The organism is Bradyrhizobium erythrophlei, assembly GCF_042430365.1.
Lineage (GTDB): Bacteria > Pseudomonadota > Alphaproteobacteria > Rhizobiales > Xanthobacteraceae > Bradyrhizobium > Bradyrhizobium erythrophlei.
The window spans coordinates 75,384-92,061 of sequence record NZ_JBHMET010000268.1 but is presented as its reverse complement, the minus strand read 5'-3'; the positions used below and the strand labels follow the sequence as shown (position 1 = coordinate 92,061).

The 16,678-nt window shown below is 64.3% G+C and carries 18 protein-coding genes and 1 tRNA gene; 7 read left to right on the top strand and 12 right to left on the bottom strand.

The features are described from left to right. Positions 1 to 730 precede the first annotated feature (730 nt). The 5 genes from ACFFWD_RS41210 to pheS form a co-directional block, all read right to left on the bottom strand. Positions 731 to 1,675, bottom strand: coding sequence for an MBL fold metallo-hydrolase (locus tag ACFFWD_RS41210; protein ID WP_376975120.1), 945 nt, complete (start codon positions 1,673 to 1,675; stop codon positions 731 to 733). 167 nt (positions 1,676 to 1,842) lie between these two features. Further along, positions 1,843 to 2,619: a sulfite exporter TauE/SafE family protein gene (locus ACFFWD_RS41205; protein WP_376975119.1), complete on the bottom strand. Its 777-nt coding sequence runs from the start codon at positions 2,617 to 2,619 to the stop codon at positions 1,843 to 1,845. A 185-nt stretch (positions 2,620 to 2,804) separates the two neighbouring features. Continuing rightward, positions 2,805 to 5,213, bottom strand: a complete 2,409-nt coding sequence (gene pheT, locus ACFFWD_RS41200) for a phenylalanine--tRNA ligase subunit beta (RefSeq protein WP_376975118.1) — start codon at positions 5,211 to 5,213, stop codon at positions 2,805 to 2,807. Continuing rightward, entirely contained in the window at positions 5,210 to 5,644 is a 435-nt protein-coding gene (locus ACFFWD_RS41195) for an endonuclease domain-containing protein (protein WP_376975117.1), read from the bottom strand. Before ACFFWD_RS41195 ends, pheT begins: the two co-directional genes overlap by 4 nt. A gap of 182 nt (positions 5,645 to 5,826) precedes the next feature. After that, positions 5,827 to 6,909, bottom strand: a complete 1,083-nt coding sequence (gene pheS / locus ACFFWD_RS41190; RefSeq protein WP_376975116.1) for a phenylalanine--tRNA ligase subunit alpha — start codon at positions 6,907 to 6,909, stop codon at positions 5,827 to 5,829. A 209-nt stretch (positions 6,910 to 7,118) separates the two neighbouring features. Here pheS and ACFFWD_RS41185 point away from each other — a divergent pair, with 209 nt between their 5' ends. Further along, the gene (locus tag ACFFWD_RS41185) at positions 7,119 to 7,532 is read left to right on the top strand and encodes a hypothetical protein (protein ID WP_376975115.1); all 414 of its coding nucleotides are present in this window, start codon (positions 7,119 to 7,121) and stop codon (positions 7,530 to 7,532) included. An 11-nt stretch (positions 7,533 to 7,543) separates the two neighbouring features. Here the strand turns inward: ACFFWD_RS41185 and rplT are convergent, their stop codons facing one another. The 3 genes from rplT to infC form a co-directional block, all read right to left on the bottom strand. Then, positions 7,544 to 7,903, bottom strand: coding sequence for a 50S ribosomal protein L20 (gene rplT / locus ACFFWD_RS41180; RefSeq protein ID WP_376975114.1), 360 nt, complete (start codon positions 7,901 to 7,903; stop codon positions 7,544 to 7,546). 72 nt (positions 7,904 to 7,975) lie between these two features. Next, positions 7,976 to 8,176: a 50S ribosomal protein L35 gene (gene rpmI / locus ACFFWD_RS41175; protein WP_008539890.1), complete on the bottom strand. Its 201-nt coding sequence runs from the start codon at positions 8,174 to 8,176 to the stop codon at positions 7,976 to 7,978. Between the two features lie 385 nt (positions 8,177 to 8,561). Next, positions 8,562 to 9,101, bottom strand: a complete 540-nt coding sequence (gene infC / locus ACFFWD_RS41170; RefSeq protein ID WP_376975124.1) for a translation initiation factor IF-3 — start codon at positions 9,099 to 9,101, stop codon at positions 8,562 to 8,564. A 224-nt stretch (positions 9,102 to 9,325) separates the two neighbouring features. Here infC and ACFFWD_RS41165 point away from each other — a divergent pair, with 224 nt between their 5' ends. Together ACFFWD_RS41165 and ACFFWD_RS41160 are read left to right on the top strand one after the other, a co-directional pair. Beyond that, on the top strand, positions 9,326 to 10,132 hold the full coding sequence (locus tag ACFFWD_RS41165; RefSeq protein ID WP_376975113.1) for an alpha/beta hydrolase: 807 nt from the start codon (positions 9,326 to 9,328) through the stop codon (positions 10,130 to 10,132). 22 nt (positions 10,133 to 10,154) lie between these two features. After that, entirely contained in the window at positions 10,155 to 10,622 is a 468-nt protein-coding gene (locus tag ACFFWD_RS41160) for a nuclear transport factor 2 family protein (protein WP_376975112.1), read from the top strand. Between the two features lie 111 nt (positions 10,623 to 10,733). Here the strand turns inward: ACFFWD_RS41160 and ACFFWD_RS41155 are convergent, their stop codons facing one another. From ACFFWD_RS41155 to ACFFWD_RS41145, 3 genes are read right to left on the bottom strand one after another with little or no spacing between them, the layout of a single operon-like run. After that, on the bottom strand, positions 10,734 to 11,531 hold the full coding sequence (locus ACFFWD_RS41155) for an acyl-CoA thioesterase domain-containing protein (RefSeq protein WP_376975111.1): 798 nt from the start codon (positions 11,529 to 11,531) through the stop codon (positions 10,734 to 10,736). Positions 11,532 to 11,565: 34 nt separating this feature from the next. Next, a complete protein-coding gene (gene queG / locus ACFFWD_RS41150) occupies positions 11,566 to 12,765 on the bottom strand; it encodes a tRNA epoxyqueuosine(34) reductase QueG (RefSeq protein WP_376975110.1) in 1,200 nt (399 codons plus the stop codon). Next, complete coding sequence (locus tag ACFFWD_RS41145) at positions 12,714 to 13,406, bottom strand: glutathione S-transferase family protein (protein WP_376975109.1); 693 nt, start codon at positions 13,404 to 13,406, stop codon at positions 12,714 to 12,716. The genes queG and ACFFWD_RS41145 overlap by 52 nt, the downstream gene beginning before the upstream one ends. 253 nt (positions 13,407 to 13,659) lie before the next feature. On the opposite strand from ACFFWD_RS41145, the gene ACFFWD_RS41140 reads away from it, so the two are divergent. After that, positions 13,660 to 14,466, top strand: coding sequence for an undecaprenyl-diphosphate phosphatase (locus tag ACFFWD_RS41140; protein WP_376975108.1), 807 nt, complete (start codon positions 13,660 to 13,662; stop codon positions 14,464 to 14,466). A 166-nt stretch (positions 14,467 to 14,632) separates the two neighbouring features. Here the strand turns inward: ACFFWD_RS41140 and ACFFWD_RS41135 are convergent, their stop codons facing one another. After that, positions 14,633 to 15,601 (bottom strand): complex I NDUFA9 subunit family protein, encoded by a 969-nt coding sequence (locus ACFFWD_RS41135; RefSeq protein ID WP_376975107.1) that lies wholly within the window; start codon positions 15,599 to 15,601, stop codon positions 14,633 to 14,635. Positions 15,602 to 15,746: 145 nt separating this feature from the next. On the opposite strand from ACFFWD_RS41135, the gene ACFFWD_RS41130 reads away from it, so the two are divergent. The 3 genes from ACFFWD_RS41130 (at position 15,747) to ACFFWD_RS41120 (ending at position 16,665) form a co-directional block, all read left to right on the top strand. Next, positions 15,747 to 15,833, top strand: a tRNA-Leu gene (locus tag ACFFWD_RS41130). A gap of 229 nt (positions 15,834 to 16,062) precedes the next feature. Further along, entirely contained in the window at positions 16,063 to 16,293 is a 231-nt protein-coding gene (locus tag ACFFWD_RS41125; RefSeq protein WP_376975106.1) for a hypothetical protein, read from the top strand. Positions 16,294 to 16,428: 135 nt separating this feature from the next. Beyond that, positions 16,429 to 16,665, top strand: a complete 237-nt coding sequence (locus ACFFWD_RS41120; RefSeq protein WP_376975105.1) for a heavy-metal-associated domain-containing protein — start codon at positions 16,429 to 16,431, stop codon at positions 16,663 to 16,665. Positions 16,666 to 16,678 lie beyond the last annotated feature (13 nt).

Sequence of the window (16,678 nt, the reverse complement as noted above, 5' to 3'; positions counted from 1 at the left end):
TCACGATTTGCCCCGAAAGGGAATCCCTTCCGATTCCACCAGGTCGGAAAATGCTCTAGTGCGCAATTGCGCACGCAGGCCGGGACCCATGACCACCGCCAGATGTTTTGCGAAGGTTGGGGCCACAGCGAATCGCACAACGCAGATTCGTGGCTATGGGTCCCGGCCTGCGCCGGAACGACGCAGGGTTGGTTCTCGATTCAATTGTCAAACAGCGGTGAGGATGCGCGATCGCATTCTCGCGACGGGAATCGTCCGAGCCTTGCGTATCTTTCCACCCTCTCTTCAAACAGAGGGCGCAGGGAAAGCCGGGTGCCGATTGCACCCATGGGCCCTGTGCAACAAAAAGCACAGGGGTAGGACCACAGGTGAAACCGGGAACACGCCGGCTTTCCCTGCGCGATGGTTTTGCGGCTTACTTCGTGCTCTCCCCGGCGAGACCGGGCTTTTTTGCCACCGTCTTCGCAGGACGTTTCGCGTCTTGCGAGGAGACACCAGCCACTGGGGCGTCAGGACCACACGACTTCACCGTCCGCCTTGGTGCATTCGTCTCGCGCACCTCGGCGTCCACCGCATCTCACCGCAACACCCGTGACGATCGCGACGCGCCCCTCAATCGGGTGAGACGGGCGGATTCATACACTGATTTTCAGTTCTGAAAAATAGAAATATTTTCGCGCGAGGCCCTTGCCCCGACGGGCAAATCAGAGCTAAGGGCCGATACCCCGCCTCACACCGGCAGCTTCAGCTCCATCAGATCCTTCGCCACCACGATTCGGCCGGAGAAATTCTTCTTCACGTCCTCGGTCCAGTTGTCGTCGGTGACGAGTGGGTCGTCGCCGGGGACGAAGTGGCTCAGCACCAGCACCTTCACGCCGGCCGCGGCGGCGATGCGGCCGACGTCCTCGGTCGAGGTGTGGCTGTCGAGCAGGTGCTTCTTCAGCGTGGCGCCATTCCTGGTCTTCGCCACCAGACGATCGACTGCGGGGATGTAGAGGCATTCGTGCACCAGCACGTCGGCGCCCTTGGCGAACTCCGCAAGCTTCGGATTGTAGGCGGTGTCGCTGGAGAACACGATGGTGCCATCGGGCGTTTCGAACTTGTAGGCGAAGTTGTCGACGATCGGCGGATGCGGCGTGCGGAACGCGGTGACGGTGACGTCAGATGTTTTCAGCACGACGCCGTCATCGGTGATGTCTTTCGCAATCAGGAGCTTGCGCGGGTCGGGGCGGCCCTCATCCTCGATCCGGGTCTCGACGTCGAACTTGTTCAGCTCCCAGAATTCCTTCGTCATCGCCTCGATGCCCTTGGGGCCGAAGGAGTGGATCGGCGTCGAGAGGCCGGCGGCCCAGGCGTTGTAGACGAGGTTGCCGTATTCGAGATTGTGATCGGAATGGTGGTGGCTGATGAAGACATACTTCACCGACGGGATCGGCACGCCCGCATTCACAAGTTGGCGGCTGACGCCCATGCCGCAATCGATCAGGAACGGCGTGTCGTTGACGACGACGAGGTTGGCGGGGTTGGAGGCGCCGATGCCGACCCGCGGCCCGCCCTTGGTACCGAGGAACACGATGCGGGTGCGCGGCTTTGCCGACTGCGCGAGCACGGCCGGAGCCGCGAGCACGGCGGCGCTGCCGAGCGCCAGTTTTAGCGCGTTGCGGCGATCGATCATCGAGTCCTCCCTTCATTCTCCCTCGCCCCGCTCTTGCGGGGAGAGGGCTGGGGTGAGGGGCTGTCTCAGCACATTCGAAAGACGTGAGTGCGCGGAGAGTCCCCCTCACCCGGATTGCTACGCAATCCGACCTCTCCCCGCAAGCGGGGCGAGGTAAAGCCCTCGCTCTAGCCGCCGCGCAAAATGCCATCAAGCACGGGCAGGCCGACGATGACGGCGGCGGCTATCAGTGCGTAGCAGATGGTGCGGAAGACCTTCTCGCTCGCCTTGCCGAACAGCGAGGCGCCGAACCAGACGCCGATGCCATAGACGGGACCGACGATCAGCGCGAACTTGACCGAGTCTGATGTGATCAGTCCGGTGAACCAATAGCTCGCCAGCGAGAACAGGTCGGAGGCACCAAAGAACAGCACGATGTTGGCGCGCGCCACGATGGAGGCGATCGGGCGGCCAAGCCAGTAGGCGACGATCGGCGGGCCGCCGGTTTGCGCCAGTCCGCTGCAGAAGCCGGACAGACCGCCGACGCCGACCGACAATGCCGCTTGGTCCTCGCCGTGATAGCGCCAGCCGGAGAGCAGGAGCAGCAGCAGGGCGGCGACGAAGCAGGAAATGATCCAGCGCGTAGTGACGGGATCGAGCACGGTGAGGAAATAGGTGCCGATGGGAACGCCGACCAGCGCGCCGGCCACCATGATCGTGGTCGCCTTGCGATCGGCGTGAGTCCAGGCATTGGGAACCAGCGGCGCCGCTGCGACGAAATCAATCACCAATAGCAGCGCCGCGACCAGCCGCGGGGCCGCGATGCTGCTCGCGAGCGGCATGAAGATCAGCGCCGCGCCGAAGCCGGAGAAGCCGCGCGCGGTGCCGGCGACGTAGGCGATCGCGCAGACCGTGAGCGCGACATTGGTGCTGACGTCGGAGGGGAGGAAGGTGAAGGAGGTCATGTGAGGGGCGTGGGGGACTGCTGGTTACCTTCACCTCTCCCGCTTGCGGGGGAGGTCGGATCGCATTGCAAGATGCGATCCGGGTGGGGGCTTTCTCCGCACGAAGAGTGCGACCCGCGGTGAGACCCCCACCCCGACCCTCCCCCGCAAGCGGGAGAGGGAGCCCAGCAGCGCACCTTGCGCTATCACGCCCGCAACACTGCACCGGTCTTCTTCGTCACCTCGGCCACGATCTTGGCGGCGACCGCGTCGATCTCCTGATCGGTCAGCGTCTTGTCGCGCGGCTGGATCGTCACCGCGATCGCGATCGACTTCTTGTCGGGATCGATACCCTTGCCCTCATACACGTCGAACACGGTCACGTCAGTGATCAGCTTCTTGTCGACGTTCTGCGCTGATCGGACGATGTCGCCGGCCTTGACGCTGCGATCGACGATGAAGGCGAAGTCGCGCGACACCGGCTGGAAGGCGGAGAGCTCGAGCAGCGGCTTGGCGCGGGTCGGGCGCTGCTTGCCGGCCGGAATGCGCTCGAGGATCACCTCGAAGGCGATCATCGGGCCGTCGGCGCCGAGCGCATCTGTGGTGCGCGGATGCAGCTCGCCGAAATAGCCGAGCACGTTCTGCGGGCCGATCTGGATGGTGCCGGAGCGTCCCGGGTGCAGCCAGGCGGGGCCGCCCGGCACGATCTGCAGCGCCTGCATCGGCGCGCCGGCCGCGGCCAGCACCGCAAACGCATCGGCCTTGGCGTCAAACGCGTCTGCGGTCGCCGAGCTGGTCCAGTGACGACCCGTTCCTATCGACGAGGCATAGCCGTGACGCACGCCGGAGGCTGCGACGAGCTGGTCCTCCGGCTTGTCGCCGCGGAACACCTGGCCGACCTCGAACAGCGCGACATCGGGAGTGCCGCGGTTGATATTGGCCTGTGCGGCGGCGACGAGGCCCGGCAGCAGGCTCGGCCGCATGTCGGACATGTCGGAGGCGATCGGGTTGGCAAGCACAAGCTCTGGCTGTCCGCCGCCGAACAGTTCGGCCGCCTGCTTGGTGATGAACGAGTAGGTCACCGCCTCGACCATGCCGCGCACACCGAGCGCACGCTTGGCGCGGCGGGTGCGGAGCTGGAGCGGGGTCAAGATCGGCTTGCGCGGCTCCTCGCCGCGCTCGAACGGCGTCATCGGCACCTTGTCGACGCCGACGATGCGGACGATCTCCTCGACGATATCGGCCTTGCCGTGCACGTCGGTGCGCCAGGACGGGATCGCGACCTTAACGACCGGACCGTTGCCGGCCAGCATGAAACCGAGCCGGCTCAGGATCAGCTTGACCTCGACCAGCGGCACCTCGATGCCGGCCAGCCGCTTGACCTCGGTGAGCGGGAAATCGATCACGCGGTCTTCGCCAAAACGCTTGCCGACCACGACGCTCTCGGACGGCGTGCCGCCGCAGAGGTCCATCACCATCCTGGTCGCCATCTCGAGCCCGGGCACCATGAAAGCCGGATCGACACCGCGCTCGAAGCGGTAGCGCGCGTCCGAATTGATGCCGAGCTTGCGGCCGCTCTGCGCGATGTTGATCTCGTTCCACAGCGCCGATTCGATCAGCACGTCGGTGGTGTTCTCGTCGCAGCCCGAGGCCTCGCCGCCCATGATGCCGGCGAGTGATTCGACGCCGTGCTCGTCCGCGATGACGCAGACGCCGCTGTCGAGCGTGTAGGTGCGGCCATCGAGCGCGAGCAGCGTCTCGCCGTCTTTGGCGCGGCGGACGGTGAGGTTGCCCGTCACCTTCCCGGCGTCGAACACGTGCAGCGGGCGCGCGCGGTCGTAGGTCATGAAGTTGGTGATGTCGACCAGCGCATTGATCGGCCGCAGCCCGATCGAGGTCAGCCGCTTCTGCAGCCATTCCGGCGACGGGCCGTTCTTCACCCCGCGCACCAGGCGCAGCGCGAAGCCCGGGCACAGCGTGGCGTCTTCCACCGTCACCTGCACCGGGCAGTGGAATTCGCCCTTGATCGGCTTGATCGCGGGATCCCTGAGCTTGCCCATGTCGGCGGCGGAAAGATCGCGCGCAATGCCGTGCACGCCGGTGCAGTCCTGCCGGTTCGGCGTCAGGTTGATCTCGATCGTGGGATCGCCGAGCCCGGCCCAGTCGGCAAAACCCTTGCCGATGGGCGCATCGGCCGGCAACTCCATGATGCCGTCGTGGTCTTCCGAGATCTGCAATTCGGCCGCCGAGCACAGCATGCCGCGGCTCTCGACGCCCCTAATGGTGCCGACGCCGAGCGTGATGTTCTTGCCGGGAATATAGGTGCCGGGGGCCGAGAACACGCTGATCAGCCCCGCGCGCGCGTTCGGCGCGCCGCAGACGACCTGCACCGGCGCTCCGCCGTCACCGGTATCGACCATGCAAACGCGCAGGCGGTCGGCATTCGGGTGCTGCTCGGCCGAGATCACGCGCGCGATCGTAAACGGCGCCAGCGCCTTCGCCTTGTCCTCGATGCTCTCAACCTCGAGCCCGATCATGGTGAGCTTGTCGGCGAGCTTTTCCAGTGGCTCGTCGGTGTCGAGATGGTCCTTCAGCCAGGAGAGGGTGAACTTCATGACGATGATTTCTCTTGTCCCCTCTCCCGCTTGCGGGGGAGGGTTAGGGTGGGGGCTCTCTCCGCGATGGCGGTCGCAATTGTTTCAAGAACGCCTGCGCGATTCTTCATCACGTCGAGATTGCTGAAACGGAGGACTTTAAAGCCGTGGGATTCGATGACGGCGGAGCGCTTGGCATCGGCCTGCTCGCCCCGATCTGAAAAATGCTGGCCGCCATCCAGCTCGATCACCAGCTTTGCAGCATGGCAGACGAAATCTGCGATGTAGTTTTCGATCGGCACCTGGCGACGGAAGTTCGCGCCGTTCAAGCGATTGCTGCGGAGCTCCGACCAAAGGATTCGCTCAACGTCGGTCGAGTTCTTGCGAAGCGCACGCGCGTTGGAGCGCAGTCTCTCGGAGACTTTCCAATCCGGGTGTTCAGGATCGACCATCGATAGCCCCATTTTGGAGAGACCCCCACCCCAGCCCTCCCCCGCAAGCGGGAGAGGGAGTCCGACTGCGTGCGGCGATGGGATCTTCGTATCCATGCAAGCAAGCGCCATCCATTCCCTCCCCCGCTTGCGGGGGAGGGTCAGGGTGGGGGCTTTCTCCACGATGGGAACGAAGACGAAACTCACGAACTCAATCCTCCCGCCAGCGTCGGGATGTCGAGCGGCTTGAAGCCGTAGTGGTTGAGCCAGCGTACGTCGTTCTCGAACAATTGGCGGAGGTCGGCGATGCCGTATTTCAGCATCGCGATGCGGTCGATGCCCATGCCCCAGGCAAAGCCCTGGTAGACGTCGGGGTCGATGCCGCAGGCGCGCAGCACGTTCGGGTGCACCATGCCGCAGCCAAGAATCTCGAGCCAGTCCTCGCCTTCGCCGAAGCGGATCTCGCCCTTGTCGCGGCGGCACTGGATGTCGACCTCGAGCGACGGCTCGGTGAACGGGAAGAACGAGGGACGAAAGCGCATGTTGATGTGATCGACCTCGAAGAATGCCTTGCAGAACTCGTGCAGGATCCATTTGAGGTGGCCGAGATGCGACCCCTTGTCGATGACGAGGCCCTCGACCTGGTGGAATTGCGGCGTATGCGTCGCGTCGGAATCGATGCGGTAGGTGCGACCGGGGCAGATGACGCGGATCGGCGGCTTCTGGGTCAGCATGGTGCGCACCTGCACCGGCGAGGTGTGGGTCCGCAGCAGCATGCGCGAGCCGTCGTCCTTCGGATTGAAGAAGAAGGTGTCGTGCATTTCCCGCGCCGGATGTCCCTCGGGGAAATTCAGCTTGGTGAAGTTGTAGTCGTCGGTCTCGATGTCAGGACCTTCGGCGACCGAAAATCCCATGTCGGCGAAGATCGTGGTCAACTCGTCCCACACCTGGCTCAGCGGATGGATGCGCCCCGCTTCCGCCGGCGTCTCGCGCAGCGGCAGCGTGACATCGATCGTCTCCGACGCCAGCCGCGCATCGAGCGCCGCGGACTTCAGCACATCGCGCCGCGCTGTCAGCGCCTGCGTCACCGCATCCTTGGCGAGGTTGATCTTGGCGCCTTCGGTCTTGCGCTCCTCCGGCGACATCTTGCCCAGCGTCGACAGCAGGGCCGAAATCGAGCCCTTCTTGCCGAGGGCTGCGACGCGCACCGCCTCGAGGGCGGCTTCGTCGCCGGCAGCGGCGACTTGGTCGAGGATGGATTTTTCGAGCGTTGCGAGGTCAGACACAGTCAATTCCCTGCTCTCTTGGTCTGAGCATGATCTGGTCGGAAAACCGGGACCCACTTTCCCGGACCATGCTCCAAATTCGGGCTGGGTTGTCGCCGCCCGAAGGCCATAACGTCAAGCAAAAAGCCGGTCATTTCGGGCGCATGACCGGCAGGGTTGAACCCCGCGCGCGGGCCTCGGCACCAAGTGGAATAGGAGGAGACTGCGCAATGTCCTTGCGATCCCATCTGGCCGTCCTGGCCGCCATTATGTCGATCACCGCCTCTCCGGCGCTTGCAGCGGTGTGCATGGACAAGTCCATGACGCAGGACGAGATCGTCGACACCATCAACGCCCAGCGCGGATGCGAAGGCGCGATGAAGGTGTTCCGGGAATGCGAGTTCGGCGCGAGCGGCGACGTCCTGCTCGGCGCCGCCGTCGAAAAGAAGTGCGAGGCCGACTTCCTGTCCGGCCTCGGGAGATCGCGGAAAACGGCCTATGCAGGAGAGCTCAAGCGCTGTGACGCCAAATACCGCAACGAGAGCGGCACCATGTACCGCTCGTTCACGGCGTTCTGCCGGGCAGAGGTTTCGCAGCGCTATTCGCAGAAGGCGCTGAAGGCAGCGGGCCCGAAGGCCCGCTAACCACTTCGCGCTTAGGCTGCCAGCGCCGCCTTGGCCTTCTCGGCGATCGCCTGGAAGGCAACCGGCTCGTGGATCGCGAGATCCGACAGCACCTTGCGGTCGACGGCGACGCCGGACTTGGCGAGGCCGTTGATGAAGACGCTGTAGGTCATGCCGAACGGACGAACGGCGGCGTTGATGCGCTGGATCCAGAGCGCGCGGAAGGTGCGCTTCTTGCGCTTGCGGTCGCGGAAGGCGTACTGGCCGGCCTTTTCGACGGCCTGCTTGGCGACGCGGATCGTGTTCTTGCGGCGGCCGTAATAACCCTTGGCGGCCTTGTAGACTTTCTTGTGCTTGGCGTGAGCGGTCACACCGCGTTTGACGCGAGACATGACAGAAATCCTCGATCTGAGAAGAAATGACGGGCGGCCTGCGCGGACGCGGCCGGGTTCAAGCGGATGCGATCAGGCGTTCGGCAAGAAGTACTTCTTGACGTTGTCGCCGTCGGTCTTGAACAGCACGCGGGTGCCGCGGAGCTGACGGATCTGCTTCTTGGTCCGCTTGATCATGCCGTGGCGCTTGCCGCGCTGGGCGTGCATGACTTTGCCGGTGGCCGTCACCTTGAAGCGCTTTTTAGCGCCCGACTTGGTCTTCAACTTGGGCATTTGGCTCTCCTATCGCACAGCACGAAAATCGCCCTAAGAGGCGTTCGGCCGGCTAAAATGCTCGTTAGAGCGTTGAAAGTGCTAGGATTTTTCCCGAATTGGATAAACCCGCACGACACGTCGCCACGGCAGCCCTTGATCAGCCGGGCGACGAAGCCGCGCTTATGGCAGAGGAAGCGCGGTTTTGCAACGATGGAAGCGCGGGAACCGGGCCGGTCGAAGGGGCCTTCCGTAGCCCGGATGGAACGAAGCGCAATCCGGGGCGGTGTGGCCGCGGATCGACCTGCCCCCGGATTTCGCTGCGCTTCATCCGGGCTACGAGATACCGCAAAAATGAAACGGCCCGCCGAATCCGACGGGCCGCCCTCACTTCCGTTAACTCGATTTAGCGCGGCGCCAGCACCATCACGACCTGGCGTCCCTCGAATTTCGCGTCCTGCTCGACCTTGGCGAACTCGGCGACGTCGGCCTTCACCTTGTCGAGCAGCTTGGTGCCGATCTCCTGGTGCGCCATCTCACGACCGCGGTAGCGCAAGGTGATTTTGACCTTGTCGCCTTCCTCGAAGAAGCGCTGCATCGCGCGCATCTTCACGTCATAGTCGTGATCGTCGATCATCGGGCGGAGCTTGATCTCCTTGATCTCGACGACCTTCTGCTTCTTGCGGGCTTCGGCGGCCTTCTTCTGCGCTGAATACTTGTACTTCCCGTAGTCCATGATCTTGCAGACGGGAGGACTCGTATTCGGCGAGATCTCGACGAGATCCATGCCGGCATCCATGGCCATTCTGATGGCCACCACGGTTTCGACGGTGCCTTTGTTGGCGCCGTCCTGATCAATCAGCTGAATCTGTGCGTTGCGGATTTCGTCATTGGTGCGCGGCCCGTCTTTGGCTGCAACGGGCGGGGCTCTATTGGGACGGCGAATGGGTAACTCTCCAAAGTTGTGAAGGAAGGCCGATATTTTGAAGCAAGACGCCGCCACGGGCAAGCGGACTCGCATGATCTGCGGCAAAACCGTCAAATGCGAGGCATTTTAGCCACGCTCGGCAGATATTGCGCGCGCGCCGGTTTCGCAAGGCTCGGGGCCGGGAGCCGTTGACCGATGCCGCGCGCTCGCCGACAAAGCGACCAAACGGGAGTGACCGACCCATGAGCCAAACCGAACAGGAACCCGTCTTCATCGCCGTCGGCGAGGGCGAAAGCCGGCGCCGGATCGCGGTGCGCGCCCGCAAAGGCGGCGCGCCCGGCAGCGCAAGTGGCGCGCCGGGGCTGTTCTGGCTCGGCGGCTTCAATTCCAACATGAAAGGCACCAAAGCGGTCGCGCTCGATGCATGGGCGGCCGAGCACGGCCGCGCCTCCGTCAGGTTCGACTATTCCGGCCATGGCGAATCCGAAGGCCAATTCGCCGACGGCACGATCGGCCGCTGGCTCGAGGAGAGCGTGGCGGTGTTTTCGCAGTTCTGCAGCGGACCGCAGGTCGTGATCGGTTCCTCGATGGGCGGCTGGATGGCGCTGTTGCTGGCGCGCGAGCTCGCAAGGCGCGGCAAGGGCACTGCATCGCTTGCGGGTTTGGTGCTGATCGCGCCCGCGCCCGATTTCACCGAGGAGCTGATGTGGAAGGGATTTCCGCCGGAGGTGCGGCAGGAGATCGAGACCAAGGGCGTGTGGCTCAGGCCATCGGAGTACGGCGACGGCACGCCCTATCCTATCACCCGCAATCTGATCGAGGAGGGTCGCAATCATCTCCTGCTCGGTAGCCAGATCGACGTCGGCTGCCCGGTGCGCATCCTGCAGGGCGCGCAGGATCCCGACGTGCCGTGGAAGCACGCCTTCGCGCTGGTGCACCGGCTGCCGGCCGAGGACGTGGTGCTCACCATGATCCAGGACGGCGACCACCGCCTGTCGCGCCCGCAGGACATCGCGCGCATCATCGCCGCGGTTAAGGAGATCGGCTAAGCTTCTCTGTGGGAGAAACGCCATGGACACGACAAGAATGCTGCGCGCGTTCTGCGACGCGGTCGAGCAGCGCAACGGCAAGGCCTTTGCAGACCTCTTCACCGAGGACGGCGTCTATCACGACGTGTTCTACGGCGCGTTCAAGGGCCATGCGCGCATCGCCGAGATGATCGACGACTGGTTCTACCGCACCGCGACCGATTTCCGCTGGGACATGCACGATCCCGTCAGCGACGGCGCGACGCTCTATGCGCGCTACACGTTCAGCTACCGCTCGACCGTGGCCGAAGCGAACGGCGCACGAGCGATGTTCGAGGGCGTCTCGATCATGCGGCTCCGCGACGGCAAGATTACGGAATATCACGAGGTCGCCAACACCGCGCCCGCCTTCGTCGACCTCAACTTCGCGCCCGAGCGGATCGCCAAGATCGTCGGCAAGCAGGGCGCCGCGCTGAAGGCGCGGTCGGAGATGGCGCGGCATCTGGCCTGAGCTATCGCCACTATCGTCATTGCAAGGAGCGTAGCGACGAAGCAATCCATGCCGCAGCGCATGCGGAGCGATGGATTGCTTCGCTTCGCTCGCAATGACGGTGGTGAGCCTTTACGGCGGCGGTGGATTCGTCATCGGCTTGCGCTGCGCCAGCGCCGCCACCGTCGAGGTGCCGATCGGGCCGTTCTCGTCGTAGAGCCAGCACTCGCCGATCGCGATGCCGTCGGTGGCGTGATGATTGACCACCTCGAAGCCGATCCAGTTCGTCACCGGCAGGCGGTGCAGATAGATCGTCACGTCGCTGTTGATGTAGCCGAGCCCCTGGTCGCCGGCATTGGCGAACGGGCTCGCGAAATCCGCACCGGTCGCGACATGGACGAACGGCGTCATCGGCACATCAGCGACGAGCTCGCGCACCTCGCTCATCCAGAGCCGGCGCGCACCCAGCGAGCCCATGTGGCCCGTGATCGGCCGCGTGGTCCATTTGCCGTTCATGCCGAGCCTGGGATCGGTCGGCTTTAGAATGTCCGCAGGCGCCGGCACGTCCCAGTTCGGCGGCGACCAGACATTGCCGGGCGCGTTTTCCGTCTTGCGCAATAATTGGCAGGAGGCGCGCGCCATGCTGGTGCCGCCGGAGATAAACTCGGCCTCGATCACCTTGATGCGCAATCCGTCGCGCACCAGCTTTGTCGTCACTTCGACCGGCGTCGTGATGTTGGGCAGGCGGAACATGTCGACCGTGAGCCGCGCCGGCACGAAATCGTCGGAGCCGTGACGCTCCTCGATGACGAAGCCTAGCAGGCCGATCACGACGCGGCCGTGCATCGATTCCGCAACCCAGGGACCGTTGGCAACCGGCGTCGGCATGAAGCCGTCGCCATGTCTTGTGAAGAAGGGCTGGTTTTTCATGGTCTGCGACCATGACGGGAATGGAGCGGTGAAATCAAGGGGCGAGCGGTGCGTCGGCCGTCAGCCATTCCTGGCGCACGGTGGCATCCGGCTCCGCATCAGCCGCTGCTGCCAGCGCGGCAAACTCATCGCGCCCGATCAACTGCGCCAGCGCCCATACCGCAGCACCGCGCACGAGCGGGCTTGTGTCGTCGAGCAACCGCCTCGCTTCGTCGGCCAACGCGGCATCGCCCGAATTGCCGATCGCGATCAGCACATTGCGGATGAAGCGATCGCGGCCGATGCGCTTGACCGGCGATTTCGCAAACAACGCGCGGAACGCGGCATCGTCGAGCCGCGAAAGCTCGTCCAGCCGCGGCGCGCGCAGTTCGGCGCGCGCGGCGAGCTCTATCTCGCGGCCGGCCTGCGCGAACTTGTTCCAGGGGCACACCGCGAGGCAGTCGTCGCAGCCATAGATGCGATTGCCGATCGCCTTGCGGAATTCGTGCGGGATCGGTCCCTTGTTCTCGATGGTGAGATAGGCGATGCAGCGCCGCGCATCGAGCTTGTAGGGCGCGGGAAACGCCGCGGTCGGGCAGATGTCCTGGCAGGCGGTGCAACTGCCGCAATGATCGGTGTCGGTGGCATCGCGCGGCAGGTCGGATGCGGAGAAGATCGCGCCCAGGAACAGCCACGAGCCGAACTCGCGCGACACGAGGTTGGTGTGCTTGCCCTGCCAGCCGAGCCCCGCCGCCTGCGCGAGCGGCTTCTCCATCACGGCTGCGGTGTCGACGAACACCTTGACCTCCTCGCCCGTGGCCGCGACCAGCCACCGTGCGAGCGTCTTCAGCCGCTTCTTGATCAGGTCGTGATAGTCGTCGCCCTGCGCGTAGACCGAGATCGCGCCGCGCTCGGTACGCTCAAGGATCTCGAGCGGGTTGGCATCCGGCCCGTAATTGACGCCGAGCATGATGATCGAGCGCACGCCGGGCCACAGCACGCGCGGATCGGTGCGGCGCTCCGGACTGGCCGCGAGCCAATCCATGTCGCCATGCGCGCCGGATGCGAGGAAGGCGTGGAAATGCGGACCGGCATGCGCGATGGCCTCGGGACCGGTGACGCCGATGCTGTCGAAGCCGAGCGCCTGCGCCTCGCGCTTCAGCGCCGCCTTGAGATCGTCAGGGGAAAGCCGGGCCGGGCGGTTCAGAAGTCGAGGTCCACATACGTCCGCGACGCCGGCACGCCCGCCAGCCACTCGCTGAGCAGCGGACGGAACGACGGGCGGGACTTCACCCGCGCGTACCACGACTTTGCGGCGTCGTCCTCGCTCCATGGCACGTCGCCCAGATAGTCGATCGCCGAAAGATGCGCCGCGGCGGCGAGGTCCGCGTAGGTCAGCCGGTCGCCGGCGAGATAGTTCCGCGTCTTCGCGAGCCAGCCGATATAGGAGAGATGATAGCGCACATTGACTTTGGCCGCGCGCATCACGTCGGCGGCCGGCGCGCCGCCGCCGTCCTCCTCGCTCATGAAGCGCTTGTAGATGCGCTCGGTCACCAGCGGATTGGAGGCTTCCTCGAAGAATTTCTCGTTGAACCACGCCATCAGCCGCCGCACCTCGACGCGCTCGGCCATCGAGACCGGCAACAGGCGCCGGTCGCCGGCGTCGAGCCCGTGCGCCTCGTCGATATATTCGGCGATAACAGGCGCGCTGGGGATCGGCGGAAAGCCCTCGGCGATCAGGACCGGTGTGGTCGCCGCCGGATTGAGCGCGAGAAAGGCCTCGCGCCGTTCCCAGACCCGCTCCTCCACCAGACGCAGATCGAGGCCATATTCACCGAGCACGAGGCGAATGAAGCGCGAATGCGGACAGAACGGATGGTGATACAGCGTGTACATGAAGCCCAAAGTAGTTTCGCGGCGCCTAAGAAACTGTCAATTCGAGACCGAGACCGACTGCGGTTCCTGATCTTCTCTTTGTCGCGCGGTCACGCGAACGGGTAGCCACCCCCCGCGAACGATGCGGGTCACAAAAACGCTATAGCCCAGCAATTCGATCAGGCAACCACTGTTTGGCGTTTTTTTGCGATTGCAGCAAAACGGGGAATAGGCGAGAAGGGCGCGGTTTTTTCCAGACAGGGCAGGCCACATCATGATGACAGATATGCTGCGGGCGGTGATTCTCGGCATTGTCGAGGGCGTCACCGAGTTCCTGCCGGTTTCTTCGACGGGCCACCTGCTGCTTGCGGAACGGTTCTTCAATCTCGGCGAAGGCAATTTCTGGAAGAGCTTCGCGATCCTGATTCAGCTCGGCGCGATTCTCGCCATCGTCGTGCTCTATTTCGCCAAATTGTGGCGGGTCGCGCTCGGCATGTTCTCCAATCCCGACGACCGGCGCTTCGTCATCGGCGTGCTGGTGGCGTTCCTGCCGGCGGTGATCATCGGCCTGATTGCCGGCAAATACATCAAGGAAGTGCTGTTCAATCCGTGGGTGGTCTGCTTCTCGCTGATCGTCGGCGGCGCCGTCCTGCTGTGGGTCGATCAGCTTGACCTCAAGGTTCATGAGGACGACGCAACCCGGTTCCCGCTGCTGATGTATTTTTGGATCGGCGTCGCGCAGTGCTTGGCGATGATCCCCGGCGTGTCGCGCTCCGGCGCCAGCATCGTGGCCGCGATGGCGCTCGGCGCGGACAAGCGCTCGGCGGCCGAGTTCTCGTTCTTCCTCGCGATCCCGACCATGGTCGGCGCGTTCGCCTATGATTTCTACAAGAACCGCGGCGACTTCACGACCGACAATCTGAGCCTCATCGCGGTCGGCTTCGTGGTCTCGTTCGTCACCGCGATCATCGTGGTGAAGTCGTTCCTCAACTACGTCACCCGCCACGGCTTCGCGTTCTTCGCCTGGTGGCGCGTCATCGTCGGCACGCTCGGCCTGATCGCGCTGGCGCTGGGGCGGTAAGGTCGGTCTTGCTCCACCTCACCCGCGTGCGGGGGAGGTCGTATTGCATCGAAGATGCAATACGGGTGGGGGCTATCTCCACACGATGAGTGTCGCTTGTGGCGACACCCCCACCCCAGCCCTCCCCCGCAAGCGGGAGAGGGAGCGGAGTCCCGTCGCGGTCGACTTACACGCCGTTCCTTTGGAACTGCCCGGCGGCGCGGAAGCGCCAGAGATATTGCGGAGCGATCGCTTCGAGCGCATCCGGCGTGATGCCGAGACCTTCGAGCGTCAGCCCCGCCGCCTTCGCGGCATCCGAGACCACGTTGTCCGACTGCAACAGCGTCACTTGGTCCGGCGTCAGCTTGAGCGCGCCCGGCGCAAACTGCAGGAACAACGACTGCAACTTGGCAAGGGCGAACGGCAGGGGTAGCAGCACGCGATCGCGCCCGGTGATCTCCAGGATGATCTGCATGATCTCGCGCATGGTCAGCACTTCCGGCCCGCCGAGCTCGTACGTCCCGCCGGCCTTGGTCTTGCCGTCCACGGCATCGGCCACCGCGCGTGCGACGTCGGCGACATAGACCGGCTGCATCTTCGTCATCCCGCCGCCGATCAAAGGCAGCGCCGGCGACATCCGCGCCAGCGCCGCAAAGCGGTTGGTGAACTGGTCGTCGGGGCCGAACACCACGGAGGGGCGCAGGATCGTGGCCGATGGCACGTTGGCCAGCACCGCCCTCTCGCCGGCCGCCTTGGCGCGGGCGTAGCCCGAGGCTGAGTCCTCGTCGGCGCCGATCGCCGACACGTGGACCATCCGGGCGCCAGCGGCGGCGGCCGCCCTGGCTATGGTCTCGGCGCCCTTGGCCTGCACCGCGTCAAAGGTCTGCCCGCCGCCCTCAGTGAGGATCCCGACCAGATTGATGGCAACCTGCGAATCACGCATCGCAGCTTCGACCGACGCCGGATAGCGCACATTGGCCTGCACGGCGTGGATCTGGCCGACCCGGCCGAGCGGCTGCAGGTGGCCGGCGAGCTCGGGCCGCCTGACCGCGACGCGGACGCGGTAATCGCGCTTGCACAGCGCCCGGACCACGTTCCGTCCCAGGAAACCCGATCCGCCGAAGACCGTGACGAGCGTTTCCAGGTTCGATGCCATGAGGTCAGTTCCTGCCGGATTCAAGAGCTAGTGGGGGGATTTAGCCGTTTGGCGATACGCCATCGGACCCACGGTGTACAGGTATTTGATTTTCCATTCAGGTATTTGACAAGCGCGCAACTGGTCCTTACTAACCCCGCCACGTGCCCAGGTGGCGGAATTGGTAGACGCGCTGGCTTCAGGTGCCAGTGGCTTCACGGCCGTGAAGGTTCGAGTCCTTTCCTGGGCACCACTCCCTTTCTTAAGCGGTTGAAATCGCTGCTGCGCTGGGGGTTTGGTGCGCGACCGGGGCGCAGGTGGCGCGGACCACAGTCTTCAGTAGCAAATCTTTAGCCATGCGCGGTGTGATTGGGCTGACGCGCTCCGCCCGGCGATGCCACCGTGTTATTCACGTCCGTCGGACGGTGGCTGCCTCTCGGGCCTGAGCATGCCGAAGACGCGCATCATTTACATTGAGAACAATGCCCGCATCGCTGAATGGACCGGCGAGGATTGGGCGCGTCACGTTCTCGAAAACGGGCAAATCCATCAGCTATGACGGACGCACTTTCCAGAGCCTGAAAGGAAGCGGGTTCAAGGCAAACTACTTCGACACCGAGACGGGAGAGAGGTTCTGGATTTCGGGTCCGCGGAAGGATGGCAAAGATCGCCTCTGCGCTGAAAGCGGCTCACCCGTGCTGGGCGAATTATGAGAACCACGCCCAACAGGTTGATGGTGTCAGAAGTGGCGGAGACCCGCTTGACTCTGGAGTTAACTCCAGGGGTTAGCGTTGCAAGGTCGCGGCATGACCAGGCCACGAGGCGAATTGTTTGCAATGGAGCGCGGGATGAAGACGAGCATTTTCAGAATTGAAGGGATGAACTGCGACGCCTGCGCCAACACGCTCAAGCGTCTGGTCGAAAAGCAGACCGGGGTGCGAATGGCATCCGTATCGTTCGCCGATGGGCAGGCGCGCGTGCTCTATGACCCGCAATCCGTGGATGAAGAACATCTCGTCGCGACTATCCAAGAGCCCGGTTTTCGCGTGGTGGGCCGCAACTCGGTCGGCGGAGGCGGCTGCTGACCGGCCGTCTCGT